The organism is Corynebacterium sp. HMSC070E08 (genome assembly GCF_001808895.1).
In the GTDB taxonomy this organism is placed as follows: domain Bacteria; phylum Actinomycetota; class Actinomycetes; order Mycobacteriales; family Mycobacteriaceae; genus Corynebacterium; species Corynebacterium hiratae.
The window spans coordinates 1-24,814 of the sequence record NZ_KV794759.1 but is presented as its reverse complement, the minus strand read 5'-3'; the positions used below and the strand labels follow the sequence as shown (position 1 = coordinate 24,814).

24 protein-coding genes are annotated in these 24,814 nt (G+C 61.6%); 8 read left to right on the top strand and 16 right to left on the bottom strand.

Going from position 1 to position 24,814, the window contains the following annotated elements; translation table 11 throughout:
- Positions 1-165 precede the first annotated feature (165 nt).
- Together HMPREF2526_RS06610 and glpX are read right to left on the bottom strand one after the other, a co-directional pair.
- Complete coding sequence (locus tag HMPREF2526_RS06610; RefSeq protein WP_046648340.1) at positions 166-1,566, bottom strand: class II fumarate hydratase; 1,401 nt, start codon at positions 1,564-1,566, stop codon at positions 166-168.
- A 98-nt stretch (positions 1,567-1,664) separates the two neighbouring features.
- Positions 1,665-2,684, bottom strand: a complete 1,020-nt coding sequence (gene glpX / locus HMPREF2526_RS06605; protein ID WP_070546571.1) for a class II fructose-bisphosphatase — start codon at positions 2,682-2,684, stop codon at positions 1,665-1,667.
- 201 nt (positions 2,685-2,885) lie between these two features.
- On the opposite strand from glpX, the gene HMPREF2526_RS06600 reads away from it, so the two are divergent.
- Positions 2,886-3,476 carry a DUF4245 domain-containing protein gene (locus HMPREF2526_RS06600; protein ID WP_070546569.1) on the top strand — a complete coding sequence of 197 codons (591 nt, stop codon included), beginning with the start codon at positions 2,886-2,888 and terminating at the stop codon, positions 3,474-3,476.
- Between the two features lie 4 nt (positions 3,477-3,480).
- Here the strand turns inward: HMPREF2526_RS06600 and HMPREF2526_RS06595 are convergent, their stop codons facing one another.
- Genes HMPREF2526_RS06595 through xseA form a run of 3 tightly spaced genes read right to left on the bottom strand, consistent with a single transcriptional unit; the run spans position 3,481 to position 5,410 of the window.
- Positions 3,481-3,834, bottom strand: a complete 354-nt coding sequence (locus HMPREF2526_RS06595) for a hypothetical protein (RefSeq protein ID WP_049155493.1) — start codon at positions 3,832-3,834, stop codon at positions 3,481-3,483.
- The gene (locus HMPREF2526_RS06590; RefSeq protein ID WP_070546567.1) at positions 3,835-4,122 is read right to left on the bottom strand and encodes an exodeoxyribonuclease VII small subunit; all 288 of its coding nucleotides are present in this window, start codon (positions 4,120-4,122) and stop codon (positions 3,835-3,837) included.
- A gap of 46 nt (positions 4,123-4,168) precedes the next feature.
- On the bottom strand, positions 4,169-5,410 hold the full coding sequence (xseA, locus tag HMPREF2526_RS06585; protein WP_070546565.1) for an exodeoxyribonuclease VII large subunit: 1,242 nt from the start codon (positions 5,408-5,410) through the stop codon (positions 4,169-4,171).
- A gap of 152 nt (positions 5,411-5,562) precedes the next feature.
- Here xseA and HMPREF2526_RS06580 point away from each other — a divergent pair, with 152 nt between their 5' ends.
- Entirely contained in the window at positions 5,563-6,522 is a 960-nt protein-coding gene (locus tag HMPREF2526_RS06580) for a 4-hydroxy-3-methylbut-2-enyl diphosphate reductase (protein ID WP_070754977.1), read from the top strand.
- Here HMPREF2526_RS06580 and HMPREF2526_RS06575 read toward each other — a convergent pair.
- The 3 genes from HMPREF2526_RS06575 to HMPREF2526_RS06565 are packed head-to-tail and all read right to left on the bottom strand — an operon-like array spanning position 6,519 to position 9,874.
- Positions 6,519-7,250, bottom strand: coding sequence for a DUF6542 domain-containing protein (locus HMPREF2526_RS06575; RefSeq protein WP_246818591.1), 732 nt, complete (start codon positions 7,248-7,250; stop codon positions 6,519-6,521). The two genes, HMPREF2526_RS06580 and HMPREF2526_RS06575, sit on opposite strands and share 4 nt — an antisense overlap.
- 35 nt (positions 7,251-7,285) lie before the next feature.
- Complete coding sequence (locus HMPREF2526_RS06570; RefSeq protein ID WP_070546575.1) at positions 7,286-8,356, bottom strand: DNA recombination protein RmuC; 1,071 nt, start codon at positions 8,354-8,356, stop codon at positions 7,286-7,288.
- Positions 8,357-8,392: 36 nt separating this feature from the next.
- Positions 8,393-9,874 carry an AI-2E family transporter gene (locus tag HMPREF2526_RS06565; RefSeq protein ID WP_070546560.1) on the bottom strand — a complete coding sequence of 494 codons (1,482 nt, stop codon included), beginning with the start codon at positions 9,872-9,874 and terminating at the stop codon, positions 8,393-8,395.
- Positions 9,875-9,921: 47 nt separating this feature from the next.
- Here HMPREF2526_RS06565 and ychF point away from each other — a divergent pair, with 47 nt between their 5' ends.
- Both ychF and HMPREF2526_RS06555 read left to right on the top strand, forming a co-directional pair.
- A complete protein-coding gene (ychF, locus tag HMPREF2526_RS06560; RefSeq protein ID WP_070546558.1) occupies positions 9,922-11,007 on the top strand; it encodes a redox-regulated ATPase YchF in 1,086 nt (361 codons plus the stop codon).
- Between the two features lie 31 nt (positions 11,008-11,038).
- A complete protein-coding gene (locus HMPREF2526_RS06555; protein ID WP_070546555.1) occupies positions 11,039-12,229 on the top strand; it encodes an amidohydrolase in 1,191 nt (396 codons plus the stop codon).
- On the opposite strand, the gene HMPREF2526_RS06550 is transcribed toward HMPREF2526_RS06555, so the two are convergent.
- The 6 genes from HMPREF2526_RS06550 to HMPREF2526_RS06525 are packed head-to-tail and all read right to left on the bottom strand — an operon-like array spanning position 12,226 to position 17,214.
- On the bottom strand, positions 12,226-13,068 hold the full coding sequence (locus HMPREF2526_RS06550; RefSeq protein WP_070546553.1) for a MurR/RpiR family transcriptional regulator: 843 nt from the start codon (positions 13,066-13,068) through the stop codon (positions 12,226-12,228). The two genes, HMPREF2526_RS06555 and HMPREF2526_RS06550, sit on opposite strands and share 4 nt — an antisense overlap.
- Positions 13,069-13,085: 17 nt before the next feature.
- Positions 13,086-13,904, bottom strand: coding sequence for a phosphonate ABC transporter, permease protein PhnE (gene phnE, locus HMPREF2526_RS06545; RefSeq protein ID WP_070546551.1), 819 nt, complete (start codon positions 13,902-13,904; stop codon positions 13,086-13,088).
- A complete protein-coding gene (gene phnE / locus HMPREF2526_RS06540; RefSeq protein WP_070546549.1) occupies positions 13,901-14,695 on the bottom strand; it encodes a phosphonate ABC transporter, permease protein PhnE in 795 nt (264 codons plus the stop codon). Before phnE (HMPREF2526_RS06540) ends, phnE (HMPREF2526_RS06545) begins: the two co-directional genes overlap by 4 nt.
- Positions 14,692-15,492, bottom strand: a complete 801-nt coding sequence (gene phnC, locus HMPREF2526_RS06535; protein ID WP_070546547.1) for a phosphonate ABC transporter ATP-binding protein — start codon at positions 15,490-15,492, stop codon at positions 14,692-14,694. Before phnC ends, phnE (HMPREF2526_RS06540) begins: the two co-directional genes overlap by 4 nt.
- 46 nt (positions 15,493-15,538) lie before the next feature.
- Positions 15,539-16,531: a phosphate/phosphite/phosphonate ABC transporter substrate-binding protein gene (locus HMPREF2526_RS06530; protein WP_070546544.1), complete on the bottom strand. Its 993-nt coding sequence runs from the start codon at positions 16,529-16,531 to the stop codon at positions 15,539-15,541.
- A gap of 26 nt (positions 16,532-16,557) precedes the next feature.
- Entirely contained in the window at positions 16,558-17,214 is a 657-nt protein-coding gene (locus HMPREF2526_RS06525; RefSeq protein WP_070546542.1) for an HAD family hydrolase, read from the bottom strand.
- 128 nt (positions 17,215-17,342) lie between these two features.
- On the opposite strand from HMPREF2526_RS06525, the gene HMPREF2526_RS06520 reads away from it, so the two are divergent.
- Complete coding sequence (locus HMPREF2526_RS06520) at positions 17,343-18,251, top strand: cation diffusion facilitator family transporter (protein WP_246819873.1); 909 nt, start codon at positions 17,343-17,345, stop codon at positions 18,249-18,251.
- A 9-nt stretch (positions 18,252-18,260) separates the two neighbouring features.
- Here HMPREF2526_RS06520 and HMPREF2526_RS06515 read toward each other — a convergent pair whose 3' ends face one another.
- On the bottom strand, positions 18,261-19,217 hold the full coding sequence (locus tag HMPREF2526_RS06515) for a winged helix DNA-binding domain-containing protein (protein ID WP_070546539.1): 957 nt from the start codon (positions 19,215-19,217) through the stop codon (positions 18,261-18,263).
- An 11-nt stretch (positions 19,218-19,228) separates the two neighbouring features.
- Positions 19,229-20,776 (bottom strand): succinic semialdehyde dehydrogenase, encoded by a 1,548-nt coding sequence (locus HMPREF2526_RS06510; RefSeq protein WP_070546537.1) that lies wholly within the window; start codon positions 20,774-20,776, stop codon positions 19,229-19,231.
- Between the two features lie 90 nt (positions 20,777-20,866).
- On the opposite strand from HMPREF2526_RS06510, the gene HMPREF2526_RS06505 reads away from it, so the two are divergent.
- The 3 genes from HMPREF2526_RS06505 (at position 20,867) to HMPREF2526_RS06495 (ending at position 24,611) form a co-directional block, all read left to right on the top strand.
- A complete protein-coding gene (locus tag HMPREF2526_RS06505; protein ID WP_070546535.1) occupies positions 20,867-22,039 on the top strand; it encodes a type III PLP-dependent enzyme domain-containing protein in 1,173 nt (390 codons plus the stop codon).
- The gene (locus tag HMPREF2526_RS06500) at positions 22,036-23,319 is read left to right on the top strand and encodes a D-arabinono-1,4-lactone oxidase (protein WP_070546533.1); all 1,284 of its coding nucleotides are present in this window, start codon (positions 22,036-22,038) and stop codon (positions 23,317-23,319) included. The genes HMPREF2526_RS06505 and HMPREF2526_RS06500 overlap by 4 nt, the downstream gene beginning before the upstream one ends.
- 101 nt (positions 23,320-23,420) lie before the next feature.
- Entirely contained in the window at positions 23,421-24,611 is a 1,191-nt protein-coding gene (locus HMPREF2526_RS06495; protein ID WP_070546530.1) for an MFS transporter, read from the top strand.
- The last annotated feature ends 203 nt before the right edge of the window (positions 24,612-24,814 follow it).

Genomic DNA, 24,814 nt, shown 5'->3' with positions numbered 1-24,814 from the left:
TTCAAGTGATGCATCCACCACTTGAAACCGCCTGAATCAGAGGCTATAACTTTGGCAGATCGGGCAGTTTGGCTACCCCGACCCTGTTGTTGGCCCAGCGGGGTGGATGGGAAAACGGCGAAGCCGCCCTCCCGAAGGAGAGCGGCGGCGTGGGCGAAAGCGAGCTTAGAAGTTGTCGCGGTCGCGGTTGGTCATGGTGAGAACGTTGAGGCGCTCATCGAGCTCTTCCTCGGTGAGGTTCTCGCCGTCGACGAAGCCGAGGTCGATGACTGCCTCGCGGACGGTGATCTTCTCGTTCAGCGCGTGCTTAGCTGCCTTGGCGGCGTTCTCGTAGCCGATCTTGGAGTTCAGCGGGGTGACGATGGAGGTGGAGGACTCCGCAAACTTCTTCATGCGCTCCTCGTTGGCCTCGATGCCGTCGATGCACTTCTCGGCGAAGACGCGGGAGACATTTGCCAGCAGGCGGGAGGACTCGAGGACGTTGCGGGCCATCATCGGGATGTAGACGTTGAGCTCGAAGTGGCCGTTGGAGCCGCCGAAAGCAACAGCGGCGTCGTTACCGATGACCTGGCTGACCACCATGGTGGCGGCCTCGCTCAGGACCGGGTTGACCTTGCCCGGCATGATGGAGGAGCCCGGCTGCAGATCCGGGAGGTGGATTTCTGCCAGACCGGTCAGCGGGCCGGAGCCCATCATACGAATGTCGTTGGCAATCTTGTTGAGGGAGATAGCCACGGTGCGCATGGCGCCGGAGAACTCGACGAGGGCATCGCGGGCAGCCTGGGCCTCGAAGTGGTTCTTGGCCTCGGAGAGCTGGTCAATGCCGGTGAGCTTCTTGAGCTCCTCGGTGACCTTGCCGCCAAACTCAGCGTCGGTGTTCAGGCCGGTACCGGTAGCGGTGCCGCCGATAGCCAGTTCACCCAAGCGTGGCAGGGTGGCCTCAACGCGCTCGATGCCGAGCTCGATCTGGCGAGCGTAGCCGCCGAACTCCTGGCCCAGGGTGATCGGGGTGGCGTCCATCAGGTGGGTACGGCCGGACTTGACCACGTCAGCGAATTCCTTGGCCTTGGCCAGAAGAGAGTCGTGGAGCACCTTGAGGCCCGGGATGAGGTCATTGACGGCAGCCTCAGTTGCCGCAACGTGGGTTGCGGTGGGGAAGGTGTCGTTGGAGGACTGGCCCATGTTCACGTGGTCATTCGGGTGGATCTCCACGCCATTGTTGTGGGCGATGGAGGCGATGACCTCGTTGGTGTTCATGTTGGAAGAGGTACCAGAGCCGGTCTGGAAGACATCGATCGGGAAGGCATCGTTGTGCTTGCCCTCTGCGATCTCGGTGGCAGCGGCGATGATGGCGTCAGCCTTCTCTGCATCCAGCTTGCCGGAGTCCTTGTTTACCTGGGCGCAGGCAGCCTTGAGGAGGCCGAGTGCGCGGATCTGAGCATCTTCGAGGCCGCGGCCGGAGATCGGGAAGTTCTCCACGGCGCGCTGGGTCTGGGCACGCCACAGGGCGTCGACCGGAACCTTTACCTCGCCCATGGTGTCGTGTTCAATGCGGTATTCAGTCATGAATTCACCTTTTCTGTGAAATGAGTTTTGTTGGGTTCTTTATGTGTGCCGTGGCACGGCATTCATGGCCACCGTAGCACTCTTCCTGGGAAAGTGGACTAGCTTTCCTGATCGTGGGGGTTGGTGTAGTCCACCACGGAGTATTCCTGCAGCTTAGCCAGCTTATGGATGGAGTCGACGTAGCGGATGGTGCCGGACTTGGAGCGCATGACCAGCGAGCGGGTGGTGGCGCCGTTCGGGCGGTAGGAGACGCCACGGAGCATATCGCCGTTGGTCACGCCGGTAGCGGCGAAGTAGCAGTTCTCGGAAGAAACCAGATCGTTGGTGGTGAGGACGCGGTCGAGGTCGTGGCCAGCCTTGCGGGCCTTCTCTGCTTCCTCCTCATCCTTGGGCCACAGCTTGCCCTGGATTTCACCGCCCATGCACTTCATCGCGCAGGCGGTGATGATGCCCTCCGGGGTGCCGCCAATGCCCATCATGAGGTCGATGGAGTTGCTGTCCTGGCAGGTGGCGATGGCACCTGCGACGTCACCGTCCATGATGAGGCGGACCTTGGCGCCGGCTTCACGGATCTCGCGGATGAGGTCATCGTGACGGGGGCGGTCGAGCACGACGACGGTGAGGTCGGCCGGCTTGATGCCCTTTGCCTTGGCCACGGACTTCACGTTCCACTCGACCGACTCATTGAGGTCGATGGCACCGACTGCCTCAGGGCCAACGGCAATCTTCTTCATGTAGAAAACCGCGGACGGGTCATACATGGTGCCGCGCTCAGCAGCAGCGATGACGGAAATGGCGTTCGGGCGGCCCTCAGCCATGAGGCGGGTGCCGTCAACCGGGTCGACGGCGATGTCCATCTCGGCGCCCTGGCCGGTGCCGACCTTCTCGCCGTTGAACAGCATGGGGGCTTCATCCTTCTCACCCTCGCCGATGACGACGACGCCGTTCATCTCGACGGAGTTGATGAGCTTGCGCATAGCATCCACCGCGGCGCCGTCACCTTCATTCTTCTGTCCACGGCCAACCCAGCGACCCGAGGCGAGCGCTGCTGCCTCGGTGACGCGCACCAGCTCCATGGCTAGGTTGCGGTCGGGGATATAAGACGTGTTATCAGACATGTGTGATTAGTCCCTTTCTTTTCAGGTGGCTCGGCCCGGGGTGGGGGACAACCCGGAATACAAATTCTATTCTTCCACTTTTCCTGCCCACTCAAGCCCGAATGCCTCCCCCAGAAGAGGGGCGGGGGTGCACCACCTGCCGAAAAGGCAGGTGAGAGGGCGCTGTCGCGTGTGTCGGAGGCGTCGTGCCATACTGGGCGGGTGGCATCTGAAGATAAACCAAAGATTTTCGAGGACGCGCGTGATATCACCCTGACGGTGGGCATCATCCTCATCATGATGTTCCTGGCCGTCGGAGCAACGGGACTATGCTCGATAAACCCGGAAAAGTCCGGGCCTGTGCAGAATGTGGATGCCGCTACCTTCCTGGAGATGGAAGCGCGCGGTAGCGGGGCGGTCATTCGTGAGCCTGTCATGCCGGAGGGCTGGCAGCCGACGGCCGCGCGGCGCAAGCAAGTGGGCAGCGAGTCCGGTGCCGTGGTGAGCTGGCTGACCGCGAATGAAGGATACGTTGAGTCGGCACAGACCCAGCTAGCGCTTGAGGATGTCCCCACCGCTTACGATTCCAACTATCGAGCCAACTCCGAGCGGCGTGAGGTAGCGGGTCAGGACGTGGAAATCCTGAGCAGCGACGACAAGGACGTTCGCCCCCTGTGGATCACGGACTTGGGCGATGCCCGCCTCATCCTTACCGGCTCTGCCTCCGACGCGGATTATGAGGCGGCTCTGACCGCATTCGTCGAGGCCGAGCCGCTCCAGATCGCTGAGGACGGCAGCGTCATCAGCGAGTAACTAGTCAGCGAAACGTCACGCTCTGCAGCGCGCCGTCCCATTCCACCTCGACCGCGTCGCCAGCAGCGCTGCGCAGGGTCTCGGGGTCGAGCCCGCTCAGGCGGGTCTTGCCAAGGTAGATATCTACCTTTTCGTGCTTGGACTTGCTGGGGAATAAGGAGACCTCGCTGAGTTTCCCTTCGGTGAAGCGCAAGACAATGGAGCCGGAAAAGTAGCTGATTTCTTCGCCGTTGTCGGTGTGCGGGGTGCCGAAGAATTCCTCGGCGAGCTGGCGCGGATCACCAAAGACCATGGCACCTGCTCCGCCGGACTTGGAGACGAAGTCGACGCGATCTCCCGGGTAGCCGTAGATCTTCATTTAAACCTCTCCTGATTCCGTTTGTGCTTCTGCGTTGTCCGGGCTGTCCGCATTCTTGCGGAGGGCTTCCTCTACGCGCTTGGAAGCGCCGTCGAGGTGTGCCTCGCAGGCCTTGGCTAATGCCTCGCCGCGCTCCCAATATTTCAGGGACTCGTCCAAGCCCATCTGACCGAGCTCGAGGATCTTCACGGTTTCGATAAGTTCGTCGCGGGCCTGCTCATAGCTCAGCTCCTCGACGGGCGGGAAAGCGTCTTGGCCGGGCTGGCCGGCGCCAATCGTGTCAGTCATGAGGGATAATGCTTCTTTCTTACTGGTTCTGTATAAAGCGTTCTGTTTAATCCGCAGCCTGGGAGGCCATGGCGGCGGCGGTAATCGAGCCATCGCCGACGCGGATGCGCAGTTGCGAACCCGGGGGCGATTGCGTGTAGCTCGTGACGACCTCCGGCCCGCTGCCATCGCGCGGAAGGACCTGCACAATGGCATAACCACGCTCGAGAGTGGCCGAGGGACCCAAGGCGGAGACACGCGCACGCAACGAGGCTACCTGGTTGCTTTCGCGGTCCAGCTGATGAGTAATGACTCGCCGGATCGACGCAACGTGGCGTTCGAGTTCCTCGCGGCGCGCGGTGATCGGCACCATGGGGTCTGCGAGGACTGGGCGGGAGCGAATGCTCTCGAGCCCGCGGCGCTCCCGTTCCACCCAGCCGCGCAGCGCAGCCGCCATGCGGGAACGAGCTTCGGAAATCACGGCGTATTCCTCGGCCGCAGAGGGCACGACGCGCTTGGCCGCATCGGTGGGGGTGGCGGCGCGGAGATCGGCGACGTCGTCAAGCACCGGATGGTCCGGCTCGTGACCGATGGCGGAGACGACCGGGGTGCGGGCGGCGGCCACAGCGCGCTGGAGAGCCTCCTCGGAGAAGGGGAGCAGGTCTTCCACCGATCCGCCTCCGCGGGCGATGATGATGACATCGACCTCCGGGTTGGCATCGAGGGTCTGCAGGGCGTCGATCACCTGAGTTACTGCCGTGGCTCCCTGCACCGCTGTGTTGATGACCTCGAACTGGACTGCCGGCCAGCGGTCTTGTGCCACCGAGAGGACGTCGCGCTCAGCGTGGGAGCCACGGCCGGTGATGAGTCCGATTTTCTTTGGCAGGTAGGGAAGCGGCAGTTTGCGGGAAGGATCGCACAGGCCCTCCTGGAGTAGGCGCTGGCGCAGCATCTCTACTCGGGCGAGGAGATCGCCGATGCCGACGTGGCGAATCTCGGTAACCCACAGGGAGAAGCTACCGCGCCCAGCGTAGAAGGCGGGCTTGCCGTAGACCACGACGCGGTCGCCGTCCTTGAGCGGCGAGGGAGCATTCCGGATGAGCGACGTGTTGCAGGTCAGCTGGACAGATTTCTCCTGTTCCACGTCACGCAGGGTGATATAGGACAGTTTCCACGTCGGCTTCATGTTCAGCTGGGTGATCTGGCCCTCCACCCAGAGGAAGCCGAGGCGCTCGATCCAGCCTTTGACTTGGTCATTGACCTTGCCGACGGGCCACGGTGTCTCCGCGGAATTGGCCGGTTGGTTCACGCGCAGTCCTTTCTCTTGAGTGGTCTGTGCTTCGGGGCGTGCTCCGTCTAGTGTATGGGGCGCACCGGACATCGGGTGTCACCGGTCACCTGCGGCGGGCGGGAATCGGCGGGAACTACAGTATGTGGGCAACTTTAGATACTCTGGTTGGCATGACTGAAACTGCAAAGAAGGTGCTCCTCGCGGCTCCCCGCGGCTACTGCGCCGGCGTGGACCGCGCTGTTGAGACAGTGGAAAAGGCGCTGGAAAAGTACGGCGCTCCCATCTACGTGCGCAAGCAAATCGTGCACAACCGCTTCGTCGTTGAATCCCTGGCCAAGCGTGGCGTCATCTTTGTGGAAGAGGCCTCCGAGGCCCCCGAAGGTGCTCACCTGGTATTTTCTGCGCACGGCATCGCGCCGAGCGTGCGCAAAGAGGCCGAAGAGCGCAAGCAGCTAACGCTAGACGCCACGTGCCCGCTGGTGACCAAGGTGCACAAGGAAGCCCAGCGTTTTGAGCGCGACGGCTACCAGATTCTGCTGATCGGCCACGAAGGCCACGAAGAGGTCGAAGGTACTGCCGGCGAGGCCCCAGACGTCACCCACCTGGTGGATGGTTTGGAGGGCGTCGACAAGCTGCCGGACTTCCTACACGAGGAAAAACTCATCTGGCTGTCCCAGACCACGTTGTCGGTGGATGAGACCATCCAGATCGTCAACAAGCTGCGCGAGCGCTTCCCACACCTGGAAAACCCGCCGTCAGACGATATTTGCTACGCCACACAGAACCGCCAGGAGTCGGTCAAGGCCATCGCCCCGAAGTGCGATCTCATGATCGTTGTCGGCTCCCAGAACTCCTCCAACTCCAAGCGCCTGGTCGAGGTTGCCCTGGAGGCAGGTTCGAAGACTTCTTATCTGGTGGATTTCGCCTCAGAGATCGATGAGGCCTGGCTTGAAGGCGTGAACACCGTTGGCGTCACGTGTGGTGCCTCCGTGCCTGAGCTGCTGGTGCGTGAAGTGCTCGAATACCTGGATGAGCGCGGTTACAGCGACGTTGAGCAGGTGACCACCTCCACGGAGACCATCACGTTCTCGCTGCCGCGCGATCTGCGCCCGGCACGTACTGCGCGCTAGTCCTCGTCGTAGAGGTTTTCCTCGAGCGGCTGGGGGGACCGCTGGGGGCGCCGCGCATTCTCCGCTGCTTCAGCGGCGGCGCGGCGGAAATCCTCCTGCACGTCGGTCTCGGGGGACGCTTGGCGGAGCTGGGCGCGCTCTTCGGCCTGCAGGCGGCGGCGTTCCTCACGGTTGCGCTCTCGGACCCGTCCAGAGCTCGTGTTCTCCCGGGCAATGAGCTCTGCCACGGAGAGCCGCTCAGAGCGGTTGCGGCGGTCGGAGGCAGCGTCGGCACGGCGCTTCTTTTGTGCTTCCGCTTCTCGGCTCTTCGCGTGGTTGTTGCTGCTCCATATACGCATGACCGCGAGCAGCGCACACGCCAAGACCGTGACGATGAGCACTGGGAAGTGCTGTATCAGTGGGAAGGCCGTGGTGAGAAGCGCGGTCTTGGAAAACGGAGAGGCGCCTTCCGGCAAGGCAGCCGTCGAGTTAATGAACCCGCCGCCTACGGTTCCTAGCGCGTAGAGCAGCGGCAGGGTGATCACCAACAAGTAGAGCCCGCGGATCTCCACCAACCAGGTGAGAGCGAGCGAGCCAAGTCCAAAGATCAGGGCGAACGGCAGGGCAACCTTGCCGAGCACACCTGAGACTGCCAAGGCCACAAGCGTCACGACGAGCGCGACGAGGAGCGCTCGGGTAAGCGGCATCCCACGGCGGGGAGGGCGGCGACGATTTTTGGCAACAGACACGACCAGAGAGCTTACCGGGATTGGTGACCAAAACGTTATTCATCGTGGGCGCGCCGCGGCCAAGAACCGACACTGCGCGGCTCCACCGGTAGGCGGTCAACGCGGGCGGGCACATCTAGTTCCTTGAGCCGCCGCGCGGTGACCCCGACGCGGGAGTCCAAGCTGGCCAAACTCGCGTTATAAGCCTCAACCGCGCGCTCGAGGCCGCGGCCGACCTTGTCATAGTGCTCGTTGAGGGTATTAAGGCGCGTGTAGAGCTCACGTCCCAAGCGCTGTACCTCGCGGGCTTTGTCGGAGATTTCTTCGTGCTGCCAGCTCACCGCCACGGTGCGCAGGAGGGCGAAGAGAGTGCTCGGCGTGGCGATGACGATGTTGCGCTCGAATGCGAACTCGAGCAGCTCGGCATCGATGGATAGCGCGGCGTCGACGAAGGTATCCGCGGGAACGAAGAGGATCACAAACTGCGGCGTGGGGGAGAAAGCCTCGATATAGTCCTTAGAAGCCAGTGCTTGGACATGTGAGCGCATCAGGTGCGCGTGGCGGCGCAGAAACCCTGCCCTTTCTTCTGGATCCTCAGTCTCCATGGCGTCGAGGTAGGCGCTGAGTGGAACCTTGGCGTCGACCACAATGCTGCGCCCACCTGCCAGGTGAACGACGAGGTCAGGGCGGACTACCGAACCGTTGATGCGAGCGCTGACCTGGGAGTCGAAATCCACATGTTTGCGCATGCCACCGAGCTCGACCACGCGCTCCAGCTGTACTTCGCCCCAGCGCCCGCGGACGTTCGGCGAGCGCAGCGCACCGACCAACTTATCGGTGCGATCGGAGAGCCGCGTCGAGGTCCGCGTTACCGCTTGAACTTGGCTGCTGAGTGCGGCGAGCGAGGTCGCGCGATCCTCCTCAATTTCCTGCAGTTGCAGGCCCAAGCGGTCCATGGCCTTTTCCAGCGGGGCAAGCTCTGCTTGGCGGCGTTGGGATTCTTGCAGCGCGCGGTGCTCCTCGGAGGGCTGGGAAGACTGCGCGGAATAAGCGCGAGCCAGCCAACCGAGGGCGGCGCCAATGATGAGGCCGAGGAAGAGGAGCAACACGGGAAGGGTAGACGTCATGCCTGTCATCATGACATGCGTCCCGGACACGCCCCGCTAGTTTTTGTCCTTCGACTGCAACATCTGTTCGAGAGCGCCGATGGCGCGCTTAACTCCCGCGCGGGCGCCGCTATCGCGCTCGCTGAGTTCCGCGTCGACATCGACCTTGCGGTCCAGCGGGCTCGTGCCATCGCTGGCGACGTCTTCCGCTGCGCCTTCCGGGGCAGCGTGGTCCGGGACGGACAGCCATTGCTCCCGTTTGTGGTCACCCTGCTGCTGGGTATAGCGGCCGATGAGGAAGCCTGCCACGGTAGAAAACTCCAGCTCCTCGGCGGTCCTTTCGCCGGATTGGAGCATCACCATGTCTTGGAAGTAGCGGTAGACCACGGCGATGGTGGCGGCAACCGGCACGGCGAGGAAACCGCCAATGAGGCCAAAGAGCGCGGAGCCGACGGTCACAGAAATCAGCACGATAACCGGGTGCAGGTTCATCGCCTTCGACTGCAGCCACGGGGAGAGCACGTTGCCCTCGAGCTGTTGGACCAGCAGAACCAAGCCAAGCACCAGAAGCGCCTTGGTGAAGCCCAAGGACACCAGCGCGATGGTCACGGACAATGCGCCGGCCACAATTGCGCCGACAAAGGGGATGAAGCCGGCGATGAATGTGATGATGGCCAAGGCCATGGCCAAGGGAACACCGATGAGTGCGAGGCCGAGGCCGATAAAGACGGCGTCGACAAGCGAGACTATCGCTTGTGCCCGCACGAAGCCGCCCAGCGTGGTCCACACACGAGTCAGCAGCTCAGTCAAGTGCCAGCCGGTGCGGCGGCCCGTCGCTTGGCGCAGCCACGGCAGGAAGTTGTGGCCGTCCTTGAGGAAGAAGAAGGTCAGCACCACGATGATGAAAAGCGTGACCACGATGGAGGTGGCCGTGCCGATTCCAGTAAACACGGAGCCCGCAATGGAACCCGCCTGGCGTTGCAGCCACAGGGCGATTTCATCGATGTAACCGCCGATTTCATTCGCGTCGAGGTTGAGCGGTGGGCCCTGTGCCCAGAGCTGCAAGCGTTGAATTCCCTCCACAGTCTGCAGATACAGAGTTTGGGACTGACGAGCGAAGTCCGGCGCAATGAACATGAAGAGGGCGCCCACCGCAGTAAAAGACACCAGAATGGTCACTGCGGCAGCGAGGGCTGACGGCAGTCCCTTGCGCCGCATGGCGCTCGCAATGGGGGCAAGCACGGTGCAAATAATGAGCGCGATGAGGACGGGCAGGATGCCGCGCCAGAAGTTGCCCAGCATGCGGAAGGAGGCATAAAGGAAGACGCCAATGATGGTCAGGCGCAGTGCCCACAGTGATGCGGACTTGATGACCTCGCCGACCACCACGGAGCGATCCACTTGGTTGCCTGGCGGGTGTGCGGAGACAGCGTTCAGCGAGGCAGCATCGACGGAGTCATCGAAGCGCCCGCCAAGTGCTGCCTCTGCTGCGGCAAGCTCAGGCGAGGATGCATTGGGGGATGGCTGATCAGAACTCACCCCACCATCTTGCCTTAAAAGATCCGGGGTGCGTTAGGATTGGCCCCGTGAGTCTTACACTTGGAATCGTCGGCCTGCCCAACGTGGGCAAGTCCACTTTGTTTAATGCCCTGACCCGTTCCGACATCTTGGCGGCGAACTACCCGTTTGCCACCATTGAGCCGAATGTCGGCCTCGTTGAGCTCCCCGATTCCCGCCTGAACCGCCTAGCGGAAATCTTCAGCTCCGAGCGCATCCTCCCGGCCACCGTGTCCTTCGTGGACATCGCCGGCATTGTCGAAGGCGCTTCCAAGGGTGAAGGCATGGGCAACGCCTTCCTCGCCAACATCCGTGAAGCTGACGCCATCTGCCAGGTGGTGCGAGCCTTCGCCGATGAGAACGTGATCCACGTTGACGGTGAGGTCAACCCGGCGCACGACATCTCCGTTATTAATACCGAGCTCATCCTCGCGGACCTCCAAACCATTGAGAAGGCCCTGCCTCGTCTGGAAAAGGAAGCCCGCAAGAACAAGGACCTGGCAGAGACCGTGGAAGAGACCAAGAAGGCCCAGGCCATCTTGGAAGATGACCGCACCCTCTTCGCCGCTTCCAAGAGCAACGAGATCGACCTCTCCCTCCTGCGCGAGCTGCACCTCATGACCGCGAAGCCCTTCCTTTATGTCTTCAACTCGGACGAGGCCGTGCTTACCGATGACGCCAAGAAGGAGGAGCTGCGCCAGCTCGTCGCCCCCGCGGAATGCGTCTTCCTCGATGCCCAGACCGAAACCGACCTCCTTGAGCTCGATGAGGCGGAGGCACTCGAATTGCTCGAGTCGGTGGGCCAGGAAGAGCCTGGCTTGGCGACGTTGGCCAAGGCTGGCTTCGCCACCCTCGGCCTGCAGACCTACCTGACCGCAGGTCCGAAGGAAGCTCGCGCGTGGACCATCAAGCAGGGCTCCGCAGCACCGCAGGCAGCAGGTGTTATTCACACCGACTTTGAGAAGAAGTTCATCAAGGCCGAAATCGTCTCCTTCGATGACCTGGATGCCGCTGGCTCCATGGCAGAAGCCCGCAATGCTGGCAAGGTGCGCCAGGAGGGCAAGGAGTACATCATGCAGGACGGCGACGTCTGCGATTTCAAGATCGGCGGCTAACTCGTGCGCTCATAGCGCGTAGGCTGTGGGTATGAGTATCGCCCACATCCTCGAACGTGCAGCAGAGGCCACGCAGTGGCAGGAGGCCCTTTACAAGGATCTGCACCAGCATCCTGAGCTCAGCATGGAGGAGGAGCGCACCCGCGGTGTTATCGCGGATAAGCTCCAGGATTTTCCAGGAGTTGAGGTGCTGGAATTCGGCGGGGGAGTCGTCGGCATCCTCCGCAACGGCGAAGGCTCGACCGTCTTGGAGCGCGCAGATTTCGACGGCCTGCCCATCACCGAGGACACCGGCCTGGACTACTCCGCTACGGGTGAGGCAATGCACGCCTGTGGGCACGATGCCCACGTGACCGCCTTGCTCGGCGCCACTGAGGCACTGGCTGAGGCGACTGACTCCTGGTCCGGTACCTTCATTGCTCTGTTCCAGCCGGGCGAGGAAACCGCTGAGGGTGCGCAGTCCATGGTGGATGCTGGCCTCACCGATAAAGTCCCCACGCCTGACGTGACCTTTGGCCAGCACATCTTCATCGATAAGAAGGCCCCAGCGGGCACCGTGCTCATCGCGCCCGGCCCGGTCTTGTCTACAGCGACCTCACTCACCGTCACCGTTTATGGTCACGGTTCTCATGGCTCGATGCCGCACCTCAGCGTTGATCCGGTGGTGCTCGCCAGCTCCATCGTTCTGCGGCTGCAAACAGTTGTCTCCCGTGAGGTCGACCCCCACCACTTCGCCGTGTTGACCGTCGGCGCCCTGCAGGCGGGATCGAAGGCCAATATCATTCCGGATTCGGCGACCTTACGCATCAACATCCGTGCCTATGATGAGGAGGTTCGCGAGCACATCATTGAGGCTATTCGCCGCATCGTCGAGGCGGAGTGCCAGGCAGCGATGTCCCCGCGCGAGCCGGAGTTTGTGCAGAGTGATAATTACCCCCTCACCGTCAACGATGACGACGTGACCGACAAGGTGCGCGCCCAGCTTATCGACGTCTTGGGGAGCGACAACGTCCTCGACATGGAGCCGTGGACTGCCTCGGAGGATTTCTCTCGCATCCCCGATGCCTTCGGCACTCCCTATTGTTTCTGGGGCTTCGGCGGGCGTACCGATGGTGCGTCAATTCCCAACCACAACCCGCGCTTTGCTCCGGAGCTGCAGCCGACTCTCACCACGGCGACGCAGGCTCTCATCGCCGCGGCCTACGCCTACCTGGAAAATTAATCTTCCATCGCCGATTGCAGCACAGAGAGCACCGTGCGCCGTGCCGCGGAATCATCGAGGTGGGAATCCACCAGCGTCACGAGTGCTTCAAGCACCAGCAGAAAAGCAACGCGCGAGGCATCCTGCAGCTCCGCGCGAAACGTCCCATCAGGGGAGGGGATGACCAGCGTGTAGGAGGCGAGCTCCGCCAGGGGCGAGGAGGTAAACGAGGTCAGCGCGATGAGCTGTGCACCCGCTTCGAAGGCTGCGGTGGCGGCGTTGAGCGTGAGTGTGGTTGACCCGGATCCGGAGACCACGAGGCACACACTGTCTTTATCTAATTGCGTCGCGGCGATGTGCTGGCCTATGGCCTCCGCTACGAACTCGGCGGGGCGCCCGATACTTGTCAGTCGCAGCGCCATGGTTTGCGCTAGGGGAGCGGAGAGGCCGTTGCCCACGACGAGGACACGCCTGGCCTGTGCCAATACCTCCACCGTTGCGGTCAGCTCATCCTCGTTGAGCAGGGCAGTGAGCCCATACAAGTAGTTGCTAAAGGAGGCAATCTCGGCGGACATGCGGCCGACGTGGGTGGAGTCGGCGTCGGGAAGCGGCTTCGGGCGCTGCGCGATTTCCTGCGTGAGCGCTACGCGCAGTTGCTGGTATCCGTCATAGCCCAGCGCCTTCGCGGTGCGGATGACGGAGGTACGCGACGTTCCCACCTTAGCCGCCAGCTGGTCCGCGGTGGCGTGTAGGACAAAGTCCATGTCCTCGAGTATGGCCTGGGCTACGCGCTGTTCGATGGGCTGCAGGCTCGGCATGCGCGTAGTGATGTGTGCGGAAGGTGGGGCAGTATCAGTCATAGAGTCTGGGGATTTGTTTAGGTGTACTTAGCTGCCACGATCCGGCGGCGGATGGCGCCGGAGATGGCGTCGATGGACATGGTGATGACGATGACGACTATAAGCAGCACACCCACGACGTCCCACTGTCGGTACTGCGTATAACCGGTGAGCATGTCGCCGATACCACCCACCCCAATGAGGCCGAGGACGGCGGAAGTACGCACGTTGATCTCAAAGCGATAGAGCGCGAGTGAAGCCAGCTCCGGCTGAACGATGGGCCACGTTCCCCAACGCACCATTTCTGCGAGGGTGCCGCCAGAGGCTTTGACGGCCTCAGCCGGGCCGGTCGGCGCGGTTTCGATGGCCTCATAGGTCCACTTGGCATGTGTACCGATGCCGCCGATCGCCAAGGCAAGCGCACCTGTAAAAGGAGTGAGTCCAGTGACCGTCAGGATGATGATGGCGATGATGATCTCCGGGACCGCGCGGATGATGGCGAAGAGCGCGCGCAGCGGAAGGCATACCCAGCCCGGGGAGACAGTGTTCGCAGCGAGGACGCCGAGGATCGTAGAAAGCACTACGCCGAGCAGCGCGCCGATCCACGCCATGGCCACGGACCGCCACGTCTGAAGGAGCGCTTCACCAAGCTTGGACCAGTCCGGGTTCGAAAACATGAGTACGAGGTAGTGCCAGATGTTGGCGGGGAGCTCTTTGAGCGCGGAAAAGTTGACATCGATGTAGCCGAAAGACAGCGCGAGGATGACCAGAATTCCGGCCCACGCAGCCCCGACACCCCAGCTGCGGGAACGTGAAGGTAGCGCGGATGGTGCAGTTGCTGGAAGTGCAATGCTCATCGCAACCTCTTTCGCAGGTTGACGGATACGACCTCGAGGGCGATGACGACGACAAGCAGCTCCAGCACGATGGCGGAAAGCGCGTCATAGCGGTAGAAGCCGCGGACCTCGTCGATGAGCAGGCCAATGCCACCCGCGCCAACGAGTCCCAATACCGCGGAGATACGGACGTTGAGTTCGAGAGAGTAAATGACCTGGCTGGCAAAGGCGGGCCAGGTTTGTGGGAGAGCAGTCACGCGATTGATCTGATTCTGCGTGCCGCCGGCCGCGCGGCCAGCCTCCATGTAGGAGTCATCGGCGGAGTCGATGGCTTCGGATACGAGCTTGACCACGATGCCGACGTCGAAAAGCACCAGCGTGATGATGCCCGGGAGGGAACCCACACCGAGCATGGCGACGAGAATGGTGGCGTACACGAGATCGGGTACCGCGCGGACGACGTTGACGATACCGCGCACGAGCGTGCGCCACGGCGTCGACGGATTCGTCGGGCGCGCGGCCCACAACGACAGCGGAAGGGCAATCACCGCGGAGATGGCGGCACCCACCACGGCCATGGCTAGGGTTTCGAGCAGAGGCTCCCACGTGCGCGGAAGGATCGACCAATCCGGGGTGAACATCTGCGCGAGCCTGTCGGCACCGTTGCGCCAGTTGCGAGCGATCTGCCCAAAGTTAATCTCAATGCCGCCCCACGCGGGGATGCACGTGGCGATGGTGAGCGCAAGAAATGCGATCAACCCGCCAAGGATGCCGGGCCAGTTGCGCTGCCGTGGGGGAAGTACGGCTGTCATACTGCGCTCCCTTGGCTCCCCAGCTGGTCCTCCTCGCGGATCCGGCGGCCATAAATGGCCTCGAAATCCTCCACCGTGGATCCCTGGGCGGGGCCATCGAAGACGATCTTGCCGTGGCGAATGCCGATGATGCGGGTCGCGTAGTCCTGGGCCAGGTCCACAAGGTGCAGGTTCACCAATGTGGTGAGGTCACGTTCGGTATTGATGCGGCGTAGATCCTTCATGACGGAGTGCGCGGTAGGCGGGTCGAGGGATGCCACGGGTTCATCGGCCAACATAATGGCCGGCTTCTGGGAGAGGGCGCGGGCGATGGCAACGCGCTGCTTTTGACCACCAGACAAGGCGCCGGCCTTGTTCCACGCCTTGTCGAGGATGCCCACGGATTCCAACGCCTCGGCGATAATCGCTTTGTCCTCCGACGTGGAGATGCCCAACAACGTGCGCCAGCCAGGGTTGTGGGAGAAGCGGCCAACGAGCACGTTGGCGAACACACTCGCGCGATCTGCCAGGTTGAACTCCTGGAAAATCATGCCGATGTGGCCGCGGAGTGTGCGCAGCTGCGATCCCTTCGCTGCGGAAATCTCGTGGTCGCCAACGAAAATCTTTCCGGACGTCGGCTGCACGAGGCCATTGATGCTGCGGATGAACGTGGACTTACCGGAACCCGAGAGACCGACGATGGCGACGAATTCACCGGGGGCGATGTCCACGGAGACGTCGTCAAGCGCCAGCGTTCCGTTGGGGTAGCGCACCGAGACATTCTCGAACCGAATGCCCCACGCCTTCTCCTCCGTCATGGGGGAACCTTTCTGAGTGGGAAATGGGCAGTGGAGGAGCGCGAACCTACTGTGCGAAGCGCTCGTTGACCTTGCGCGCCATGTCAATGGATTCCTTCTTTGCCGGAACCCAGTCGGTGATATCGAAGATGGCGGACATCGTGTCTGGGTCGACCTCAGAGAAACCATCCATGAGTTCGGTGATTTCCTTGCGGCGCTCTTCTGGGACATCGTCCGAAATGACGACGCCGCCGTTGGGGTACATCTCGGTGTACCCGAAGACGACGAGCTTCTCAGCCAAGTCAGGAGCCTCGGACGAGTCGATGGTGGAGCGTGCGTCCCAGAAGCTAAAGCCCACCTCTGCATCGCCGTTGTAGACGGCCATGATGGAAGCATCGTTGGAGGTCACCGGGACCTTTTTGAGTCTATCGACGTCGATACCCTGGGACTCCATGGCCATGACCGGCAGCTGGTAGCCGGCCGGGGAGGTAGCGCCGAGCATGGCGACAGTAGTCTCACCATCAATCTTCTTGAGTGCTTCGAGGCCCTTCGGCCCCTGGCCCTTGTTCTCGTCTGCGGTGGCGGTGCCGTTGCAGTACAGGTACTCGGCGCCGCTGGCAGCGTAGGTGGACTTGACTGGCTCATCCTCGCAGTACTTGTCCGGGTTGTTGGTGACGAACTGGCCGGCGTAAGAATCTGCACCGAAGCGCTCGTCCTGCAATACGGCGTGAGCACCGTACATGTCTTCGGCAGAGGCCAGCTGGGCGGCGGAGGCGATGGCGATGTCCGCCTGGCCGGAGCCGATGGCCTCGACGGCGGCTTGGTAATCCTTGGTCACAACACCCTCGACCTCCACGCCGAGCTCCTCAGAGAGGTAATCGGTCAGCGGCTTCGCGGTGGTCACCAGGTCATTGACCTTCTCGTTTGGGATGAGCGCCAGGGTGAGCTTCTCATCGGAGTCCTTGGCAGAATCGGAACCGTTATCGGAGTCGGAAGAGCAGGCGGTGAGGGAGAGGGACAAGGTAAGGGCGGTGGCGGCAAGAGCGGTGAAACGGCGCATAATGAATGTCTTTCTGTGCGTGTGGGTTAAAGAGCGGAGGTCAGTTCGGGAAAGATGTCGGTGACGCGGGCGACGCGCCAAGTCGGGTCAGCCTCAGGGGAGGTTGAGAAGGGGGAGTCAACGAGCACGGTGCGTCCGCCTACGGCGGCCACGGGTGCGAGGTCGAACTCCCAAATATCGCCGAAGGAGATGAGGTGAGTCGGATCCGTGTCGGCGAGATCGGTGTCCAGGATGCGGGTAAGGCCCTCGGGTTTGCCCACCCTGGTGTAGACGGTGTCGAAGGACCTGTCGAGGCCCAGTGTGTGAAGGGCAGCGCTAAGACCAATCTCTGGAGAGTTAGTCGCCAGAATGGCGCGGCCGGGGTAGGAGGCAAGGAGGTTAGCAAGCCCCTCAGGGGCGGTGATACCGGTGTCGGCGAGGTTCTCCCGGGAAGCCATATATGCCTCCTGGCAGGTCTCTTCCGGCACGTCGAGTTCGGCGGCGAGAGTGCGGACGAGGTGGTAACCGTCGCGTGCTGATCCGACGTTATCGGAGTTCAGCAGCGCTTCGGTGTCTTGAGCAATGGATGGGTGCCCGGCTTTCTCTGCAATAAGGTGCGCATAGGCCAGCACGGGGCCGTGGCCAAGGCTAACGGTCCCGTCAAAATCGAAGAGAAGGACTGGGCGAGTTATGTCTGTGGACATAAAGTACAAACTAACGGCGGTTTATGTACTTCGCGACCGCACGCGGTAAACATTCAGTGAACAGTGCGTGCACATCCGGCTTTGGTACCCTAAGGGGCTGTAAAAATCTCTTCTCGAAGGCCGACATTATGTCTCTTCCCACCGAGCAGTTGCTACTCGAACGCTTTATGAAGCTCTCCATCGCTACTGCAGTGGCCACGATCGCGCTCAAGATTGTCGCTGCTGCGGTGACGGGATCGGTGGGCTTTCTTTCCGACGCCCTCGAATCTGGTGTGAACCTCGTCGCCGCCGTTGTAGGTTTTGTGGCTATTAGGATTGCGGCAAAGCCGGCAGACGCAAACCACCAGTTCGGCCACGGCAAAGCCGAATATGTTTCCGCGCTGGTGGAGGGTGCAATGATCTTCGTCGCTGCGGCGATGATTATCTATACCGCCATTCGCCGACTTCTGGAGCCGCAGCCACTGGAGCAGCCTGGGCTCGGACTCTTACTATCGCTCGTGGCATCCCTGCTGAACCTGGGCGTGGGCCTTCTGCTTGTGCGCGCGGGTAAACAACACCGTTCGGCCACCTTGCAGGCGGATGGAAAGCACTTGCTTACCGACGTCTGGACGTCCGTCGGCGTCATCGTCGGTATTGGGGCAGTGACGTTGACAGGCTGGCTGTGGCTGGACCCCATCATCGCGTTTGCCGTGGGCCTCAATATTTTGTGGACTGGCTACAAGTTGCTCAAAGAATCGTTGAGCTCCCTGTTGTCGGAGTCCTTGCCGAAGAAAGAACACGGGCAGCTGGATGCGCTTCTCAATGAGCTGGAGGACCACCACCAGGTCTCCTTTACCTCGCGCCGCACAGTGGCAGCGGGTCGCCAGCGCCTTGTCTATCTCACCATGGACGTACCCGGCGAGTGGACGGTGCTGCACTCGCACACCATCGCCGACCGCATCGAAGACGCCATTGACGAGCTTTTCCCTGGCGCCGAGGTATTCATCCACGTTGAACCTGCCGGCACGGTTCATCGCCGCATTTTGCGAATGCCGTAACGCTTGCAGCTAACGCAAGCTGGCCACGCCGCGTCCGCCCTCCATGACCCACGGCCAGCTGAGGCCGTTCCTGGTCAGGACATCATTGCGGATCTCATCGGGAACGATCCATTCCTTGTGTGCATACCCCAGAAGGTACTCATCAAAGGCGGGGAGCTCGAGGCGAATTTTTAGGGCCTTCTCGATCTCGCTAGACGTGACATCCTCCTGCCAAGTGGCCATCCAGAAGTCCTGACCTTCGTGGAACACAGGTTGAGCAACCGTCGATGTCAGGGCCTTGGTGGCCTGAGATTTACTGAGCTTGGACCATGCTTGGAGGTCGGCTGCGGATACTGGCCCGTGCCCTTCGACATAGCGCTGGGCCAGCTCAGCAAGCGGTTCCTCCGGCTCGCGCTGGACGGTAGGTAGCGCGTCTACGTGGAGGAAAGTCTCTTGGTTGCCAGCTTTCGGGCCCTGCACGAGGTCGCCGGCACCACCAAAGGCGCGGAGTAGGTGGGAGCCCCTGCCTTCAGTGGGATCAACACCAGCTTCAGCGAAAATCTCGTAGACTTCCGTGCGGCTCAGGGGTTCGGTCGCTGCGCTGTGAAGCGCTTCCGAGGCAGCTGCCACCATGTCTTCATTCAGCCCCAAACTCGGCCGCCGAGATTTCTGGCTGGAAGCCATTCGTGGATAGAGGAGGCGGGACATCCAGCGGACGTCGGCAGCCGGCATGAAGTGCAGCGTGCCGCGCTGCGGCCAACAGCGCACCACGCGAAAGCGTGCTACGTCTTCGAGTACCTTTTGCTCATCGCAGCCGGCGCGAAGAGCAAGTGCTCTGATACCGGCATCGTAGGTCTGGCCCTGGAGGGCGAGCAGATGCTCGGCAACATCGAGGGCCGACGCCAGAGTCGGCCGCGCCGCCGATGGTGCAAGGCCTTGAGCAATGAGCCGACGAGCGAGAAGCTCATCGCGGGTAAGTTCCTTCATGGCTGTTTAGGTTAGAGTCGGAAGGTCTTCATCAGCTGCATGCCGGTGGACACCAGCTGACGGAAGCGCTCCGGGGAGATGTACTCCGAGGGCGCAAGCGGGTGTAGGCGTTGCTCGGCCACGGTGCGCTCATTGGCCCACAGGCGCATGCCGGTAATGCCGTGGCGGTGATTGAGGCCAGACTCCTTGACGCCGCCACCGGGTGCGGCGATGGAACCATACGCGGCGGCGAAGCCTTCGTTGATGTTGACCATGCCGGCTTCCAGCTGGGAGGCCACCTTCCATGCGCGGCGGGAATTCCCGGACCACACCGATGCGGATAGGCCGTAGGTGGTGTCGTTGGCGAGCTGAATGGCCTCGGCGTCGGAACTCACCGCATACACCGCGAGCACTGGGCCGAAGGTTTCGGTGGCATAGAGATCCATCTCTGGGGTCACACCAGTCAACACGGTGGGTTCATAGAAGTAGGGCCCAAGGTCCGGCCGGGCCTTTCCGCCGTAGACCACGGTGGCGCCCTTGGACACGGCATCCTCCACGTGGGCTTTAACGGCATCGAGCTGGCGTTGCGAGGTCAGCGAGCCGATGGTGGCGGCATCGGAGAAAGCCGCGCCCAAAACCTGCTGGTCTAGGGCGTTCGTGAGTTCTGCAAGGAACTCCGCAAAGACGCTCTCGTGCACATAGGCGCGCTCGGCGGACATGCACAGCTGGCCGGAGGAAGAAAATGCAGTGCGCACCGCACCTTGGGCGGTGGACTTAAGAGGGGCGTCGTCAAGCACCAGCATCGGGTTCTTTCCACCCAGCTCCAGCATGGTGGGGATGAGGCGTCCGGCTGCCTGGGTAGCGATGGACTTGCCGGCCTTGGTGGAACCGGTAAAGGAGAGGCCATCCACCAGCGGCACGAGGGCATCGCCCACCTCCGCACCGCGGCCGGGAACCAGCTGCCAGGCCGCCTCCGGCAGGCCCGCCTCGATGGCTAGGCGTCGCAGCAGAATCGCCGTCAGCGTGGTCTGAGAATCCGGTTTGTGCACCACGGCATTACCAGCCGAGAGGGCTGCCAGAACATCGCCTACACCGAGGGACAGGGGATAGTTCCACGGAGAGATAAGCCCCACCACGCCCAGCGGGTAATGCTGGGTGCGGGTCTTAGTCAGCACGGGAAGCGCGCCGGGGTGGCGGTCAGCGCCGAAAGCTTTGCGGATGTTCACGGCGTAGAAGCGCGCGCAGTTATACAGATCCATCAGCTCGTCATAGGCATGGGAGCGGGACTTGCCGTTTTCTGCCTGGATGAGGTCGAGGATGAGCTCCTCGTTCTCCTGAACGAGGTCGTGCAGGCGTAGCAGGATGGCGGCGCGGTCACCTTGGCCAACGCCGGCGCGCGCATAGTTGACGGCCTTCTCGACGTCCCCGGCGGTGGCGACGGGGAAGCTAAAGAGATCCTCACCGCTAAAAGGCGCGTGAGCCTGGTGCTGCTCACCCGTGCCGCGAACATCGCGGGCGGGGTCCGTGTCTAAGAAATTGAGCACTCGCTGGGGCAGACGGGTCTGAGTGAACGTCTTCATGCGGTCTATTGTCCCAAAAATATGCGATGGCGCTATAGATTTTTCGAGATTTGTCTCACAAACTAAATTAATCGTGGTTAGGATGACGCTATGCCAATCCTCGCGACTACTCCACAGGCCCAGGTCCGCGCGGCCGTTGAGCCGCTCGTCAGATCTGGAGAAAGCCCAGCGCCCGTAGGCGTTATTGACCTCGCCGCGTTCGACTACAACGCTGCACAGATGCCGACTCGTGCCGGGGGACTACCCATCCGCGTGGCCTCGAAGTCGATCCGCAGCGTGGCAGCACTTCGTCGTGCCCTCGAGCACGGGGGCTACCGTGGCATCCTCGCCTATTCCGTTCCAGAAGCGCTCCATCTGGTGGGAGAGGGCTTCCGCGACATCGTGGTGGCTTATCCGAGCGTCAACCGTAAGGCCCTGCGTGAGCTCGCAGCGTCTGACACCGCGCGCGAGTCCATCACCGTCATGGTGGATAGTGTCGAGCTCTTAGGCCTGCTTGAGGGATCTCTGCGCGTGGCCATCGATATTGACTGCACCCTCCACGTGCCGGGGGCGGTCATCGGCCCGCGGCGCTCACCTGTGCGCACGCCGGAACAGGTGTCAGTATTGGCGCGCGAGATTCTTCGGCGCGGGCACCGGCTTGTCGGACTTATGGCCTATGAGGGTCAAGTGGCATCCGTCGCGGATGGCCTGCCGGGGCCGGTGGGGGCAGTCAAGCGCTGGCTGCGCACCAAGTCCATGGCGGACCTGGCCCCGCGGCGCCGTGCTTGTGTGGAGGCCGCGCGGGAGATAGCGGACATCGAATTCGTCAACGGCGGGGGCACGGGCAGTCTCCAAGAATCCGCGGCCGAAGGAACCTTGACCGAGCTGGCCGCTGGCTCCGGTTTCTACACGCCGGCGATTTTTGATGACTTCACCGGCATCAACCACAAGGCAGCAGCGTTCTTCGTTTGTCAGGTCTCCCGCGTTCCCGCGCCGGGCTGGGCCACGGTCAACTCCGGAGGCTGGATTGCCTCCGGACCACCCGCGAAGGATCGCGTTCCGGTTCCGGTGTGGCCGGCAGGGCTGAGCTATTCCAGCACGGAGGGTGCCGGTGAGGTGCAGACGCCTCTCCGAGGCATGGATATGAATGTCGAGGACTTGGTGTGGTTCCGTCACGCCAAGGCCGGCGAAATGACAGAAAACGTCGACCGCCTAGTGGCCGTTGGAGAAGACGGCGTTGATGTATGGGATACCTATAGAGGACAAGGATGGACACTCCGATGACAACCACATTTAGCAATTGGGCAGGATCGGTCACCACGAAACCGCAGGAGTTTGTACAGCCCTCCCGCATAGACGAGATCCCTGGAATTATTAGCCGCTCTCGCAGCGTGCGTGCTGTGGGCGCTGGTCACTCTTTCACTCCCATTGCGGCGGGGGAGGAGACGATGCTCAATCTCGATCACGTGAGTGGGCTGGTGAGCGTCGATAAGCAGCGCAAGCGCGTCCGTTTCCTGGCGGGCACTCGGTTACGTGATGTCCCAGCCCTTCTGCGCCCCTTCGGGCTTGCCCTGGCTAACCAGGGTGATGTGGACCCACAATCGCTGGCGGGCGCAATTTCGACATCGACTCACGGCACCGGCATCAATTACACGGGCTTTGCGGGCACGGTCACTGGGCTGACGCTTATCGACGCCGACGGCAACACCCGCACCTATTCCATCGACGAAGACCCAGAACTCCTTCGTCTCGTGGTCGTCAGCGTCGGTGCGCTCGGTGTGGTTGTCGAAGTCGAAATGCAGTGCGTGGATGCCTTCGACCTGCTGGCGGAAGAATCTGGCATTGCCTTCGATGAGTTGATGGATAATTGGGAGGAGCTCTCTCGGGGCGTCGACCACTTCGAGTCCTACTGGTTCCCGCACACTGACCGCGCGATGGTCAAGGCCAACACGCGCCTCGAACCGAACGGGGAGCGCCGCTCACGCCTTAAGGCGCTTATCGACGATGAGCTCATCGGCAATGGCGCCTTCGCCGCAGCCCTGGCTCTAGGGCGTCTTATTCCGGGGACGATTCCGACGCTCAACAAGTTCGCCACCTCGGTTATCTCTCATAACCGCTACCGTTCCGCCGCCCACGACGTGTTCGTCAGCCCACGCCGGGTTCGCTTCCACGAGATGGAGTATGCGGTGCCGCTTGCCGACGGCCCCGCCACCGTCCGCGAGATCCGCCGCTTCATCGACGAGCAGGATTGGCGCATCGGGTTTCCGATGGAGCTGCGCACGACGGCCGCGGATGACGTTGCGCTGTCGACAGCATCGGGCCGCGAATCGATGTACATTGCCTTCCACATTCCACGTGCGCTCAACCCGCAGGATTATATGCCGAAGCTCGAGCCCATTCTTCGGGCAGCGGGTGGGCGCCCGCACTGGGGCAAGATGAACTCCCTGTCCCGGAACGACTTTGCTCAACTTTATACAAGATTTGATGAGTTCTGCGAGCTGCGCGAAAAGATGGATCCGGAGTGGAAATTCGGTTCGTCCTACCTGCGGAAACTGTTCGGATAGGGGCGTCGTCAAGCGCAGCACATTACGAAAGTAGGATTCGAAAGTATCTCTGATCTTTGGTAGCGTGTGGAAGTCTTAATTCCATAACGCTATTGAAGAAGGTGTCTCAAACGTCCTCTGAATCCCGTTCCCTTATCACGCCGACATTTGTGTTTGCGTGGTTGGTCAATTTTGCCCAATTTACGGTCTTCTATCTGCTCGTGACCATCATGGCGCTCTATGCCGTCGAGCAGTTTCAAGCTTCGGATACGGCGGGCGGGTTTGCCTCAAGCGCCTTCGTGGTGGGGGCGACGATTGCTCGCCTCTTTTCGGGCTACATTGTGGATGCTGCTGGGCGGAAACGTTCGCTGGTCATCTCCCTCATCGTGGTGGCTGTGGCGATGGCGCTGTATTTCCCAGCTCAGTCTCTGCCACTGCTGTTTGCTGTCCGTATCTTGCACGGCTTCGGCTATGCGGTGGCGTCGACGGCTGTGATGGCTGTGGCTCAATCGGTTATCCCGGACCATCGTCGTGCAGAGGGAACGGGATACTTCGCCTTGGGGACGACGCTGGCCACCGCTTTTGGTCCTGCGGCAGGCCTAGCGATTGTCCACAACGCCGGCTATAACTCCGTGTTTCTAGTGGCGTTGACGCTGACGGTGGTGGCCTTGGGGCTGGGGGTCGTCGTCAAGGCGCCGGCGCAGGAGCGTCGAAGCGTCTCTTTCTCCTTGGGGAATATTGTGCACCCGTCGGTGGCGCCATTTGGAGTTTTCATCCTTTTGGTCGGTGTTGCTTATACAGGCATCATTACCTTCCTGAATGGTTACTCCTCTCACGCCGGTCTGGAGAAGGGGGCTAGCTATTTCTTCTTGGCCTATGCGGTGGTGAGCCTCATCCTGCGTTTCGTGCTGGGCAAGCTGCAGGATCGTCGCGGTGACAACATCATCATCTACTCCTCGCTCGTCTTCTTTATTGCTGGTCTGGCTGTTCTGGCTTCGGCTGGTGCTGATTGGCAGATTGTTGCTGCGGGGGCCTTGGTGGGTATCGGATATGGCTCTATCCTGCCGGCGGGTCAGGCTATCGCTGTGCGTCTGGTGCCGATGCATGAAATGGGTGCGGGGATCTCGACCTTCTTCTTGCTGCTGGACCTAGGCATCGGCTTCGGTCCGATTCTGCTGGGGCAGGTTATCTCCGCGACGGGATACTCCGCCATGTACTGGATGCTGGCGGCTTTGATGCTGGTTGCTTCTGTGGTCTACTTCATTGTTCATGGGCGCAAGGACGTTGCACGTGGTGACGTGCGCTACGAATAGATTCCACGTTGGTGGGATTTTTCGTTGGTTGGCGTCGAATGTCCTGGCTAACGCATGGTGGCTACCCCCGTTTATAGTAACGACTTGACGGGAATTTACCACTGGCTATAGCCATGTGTGGTGGTAGCCGCTAGGATTATGTTTAGAACATTTCTTCTAATACAGGTTTATCTCGGGGGAGATACCCATGACCACCACCGCTA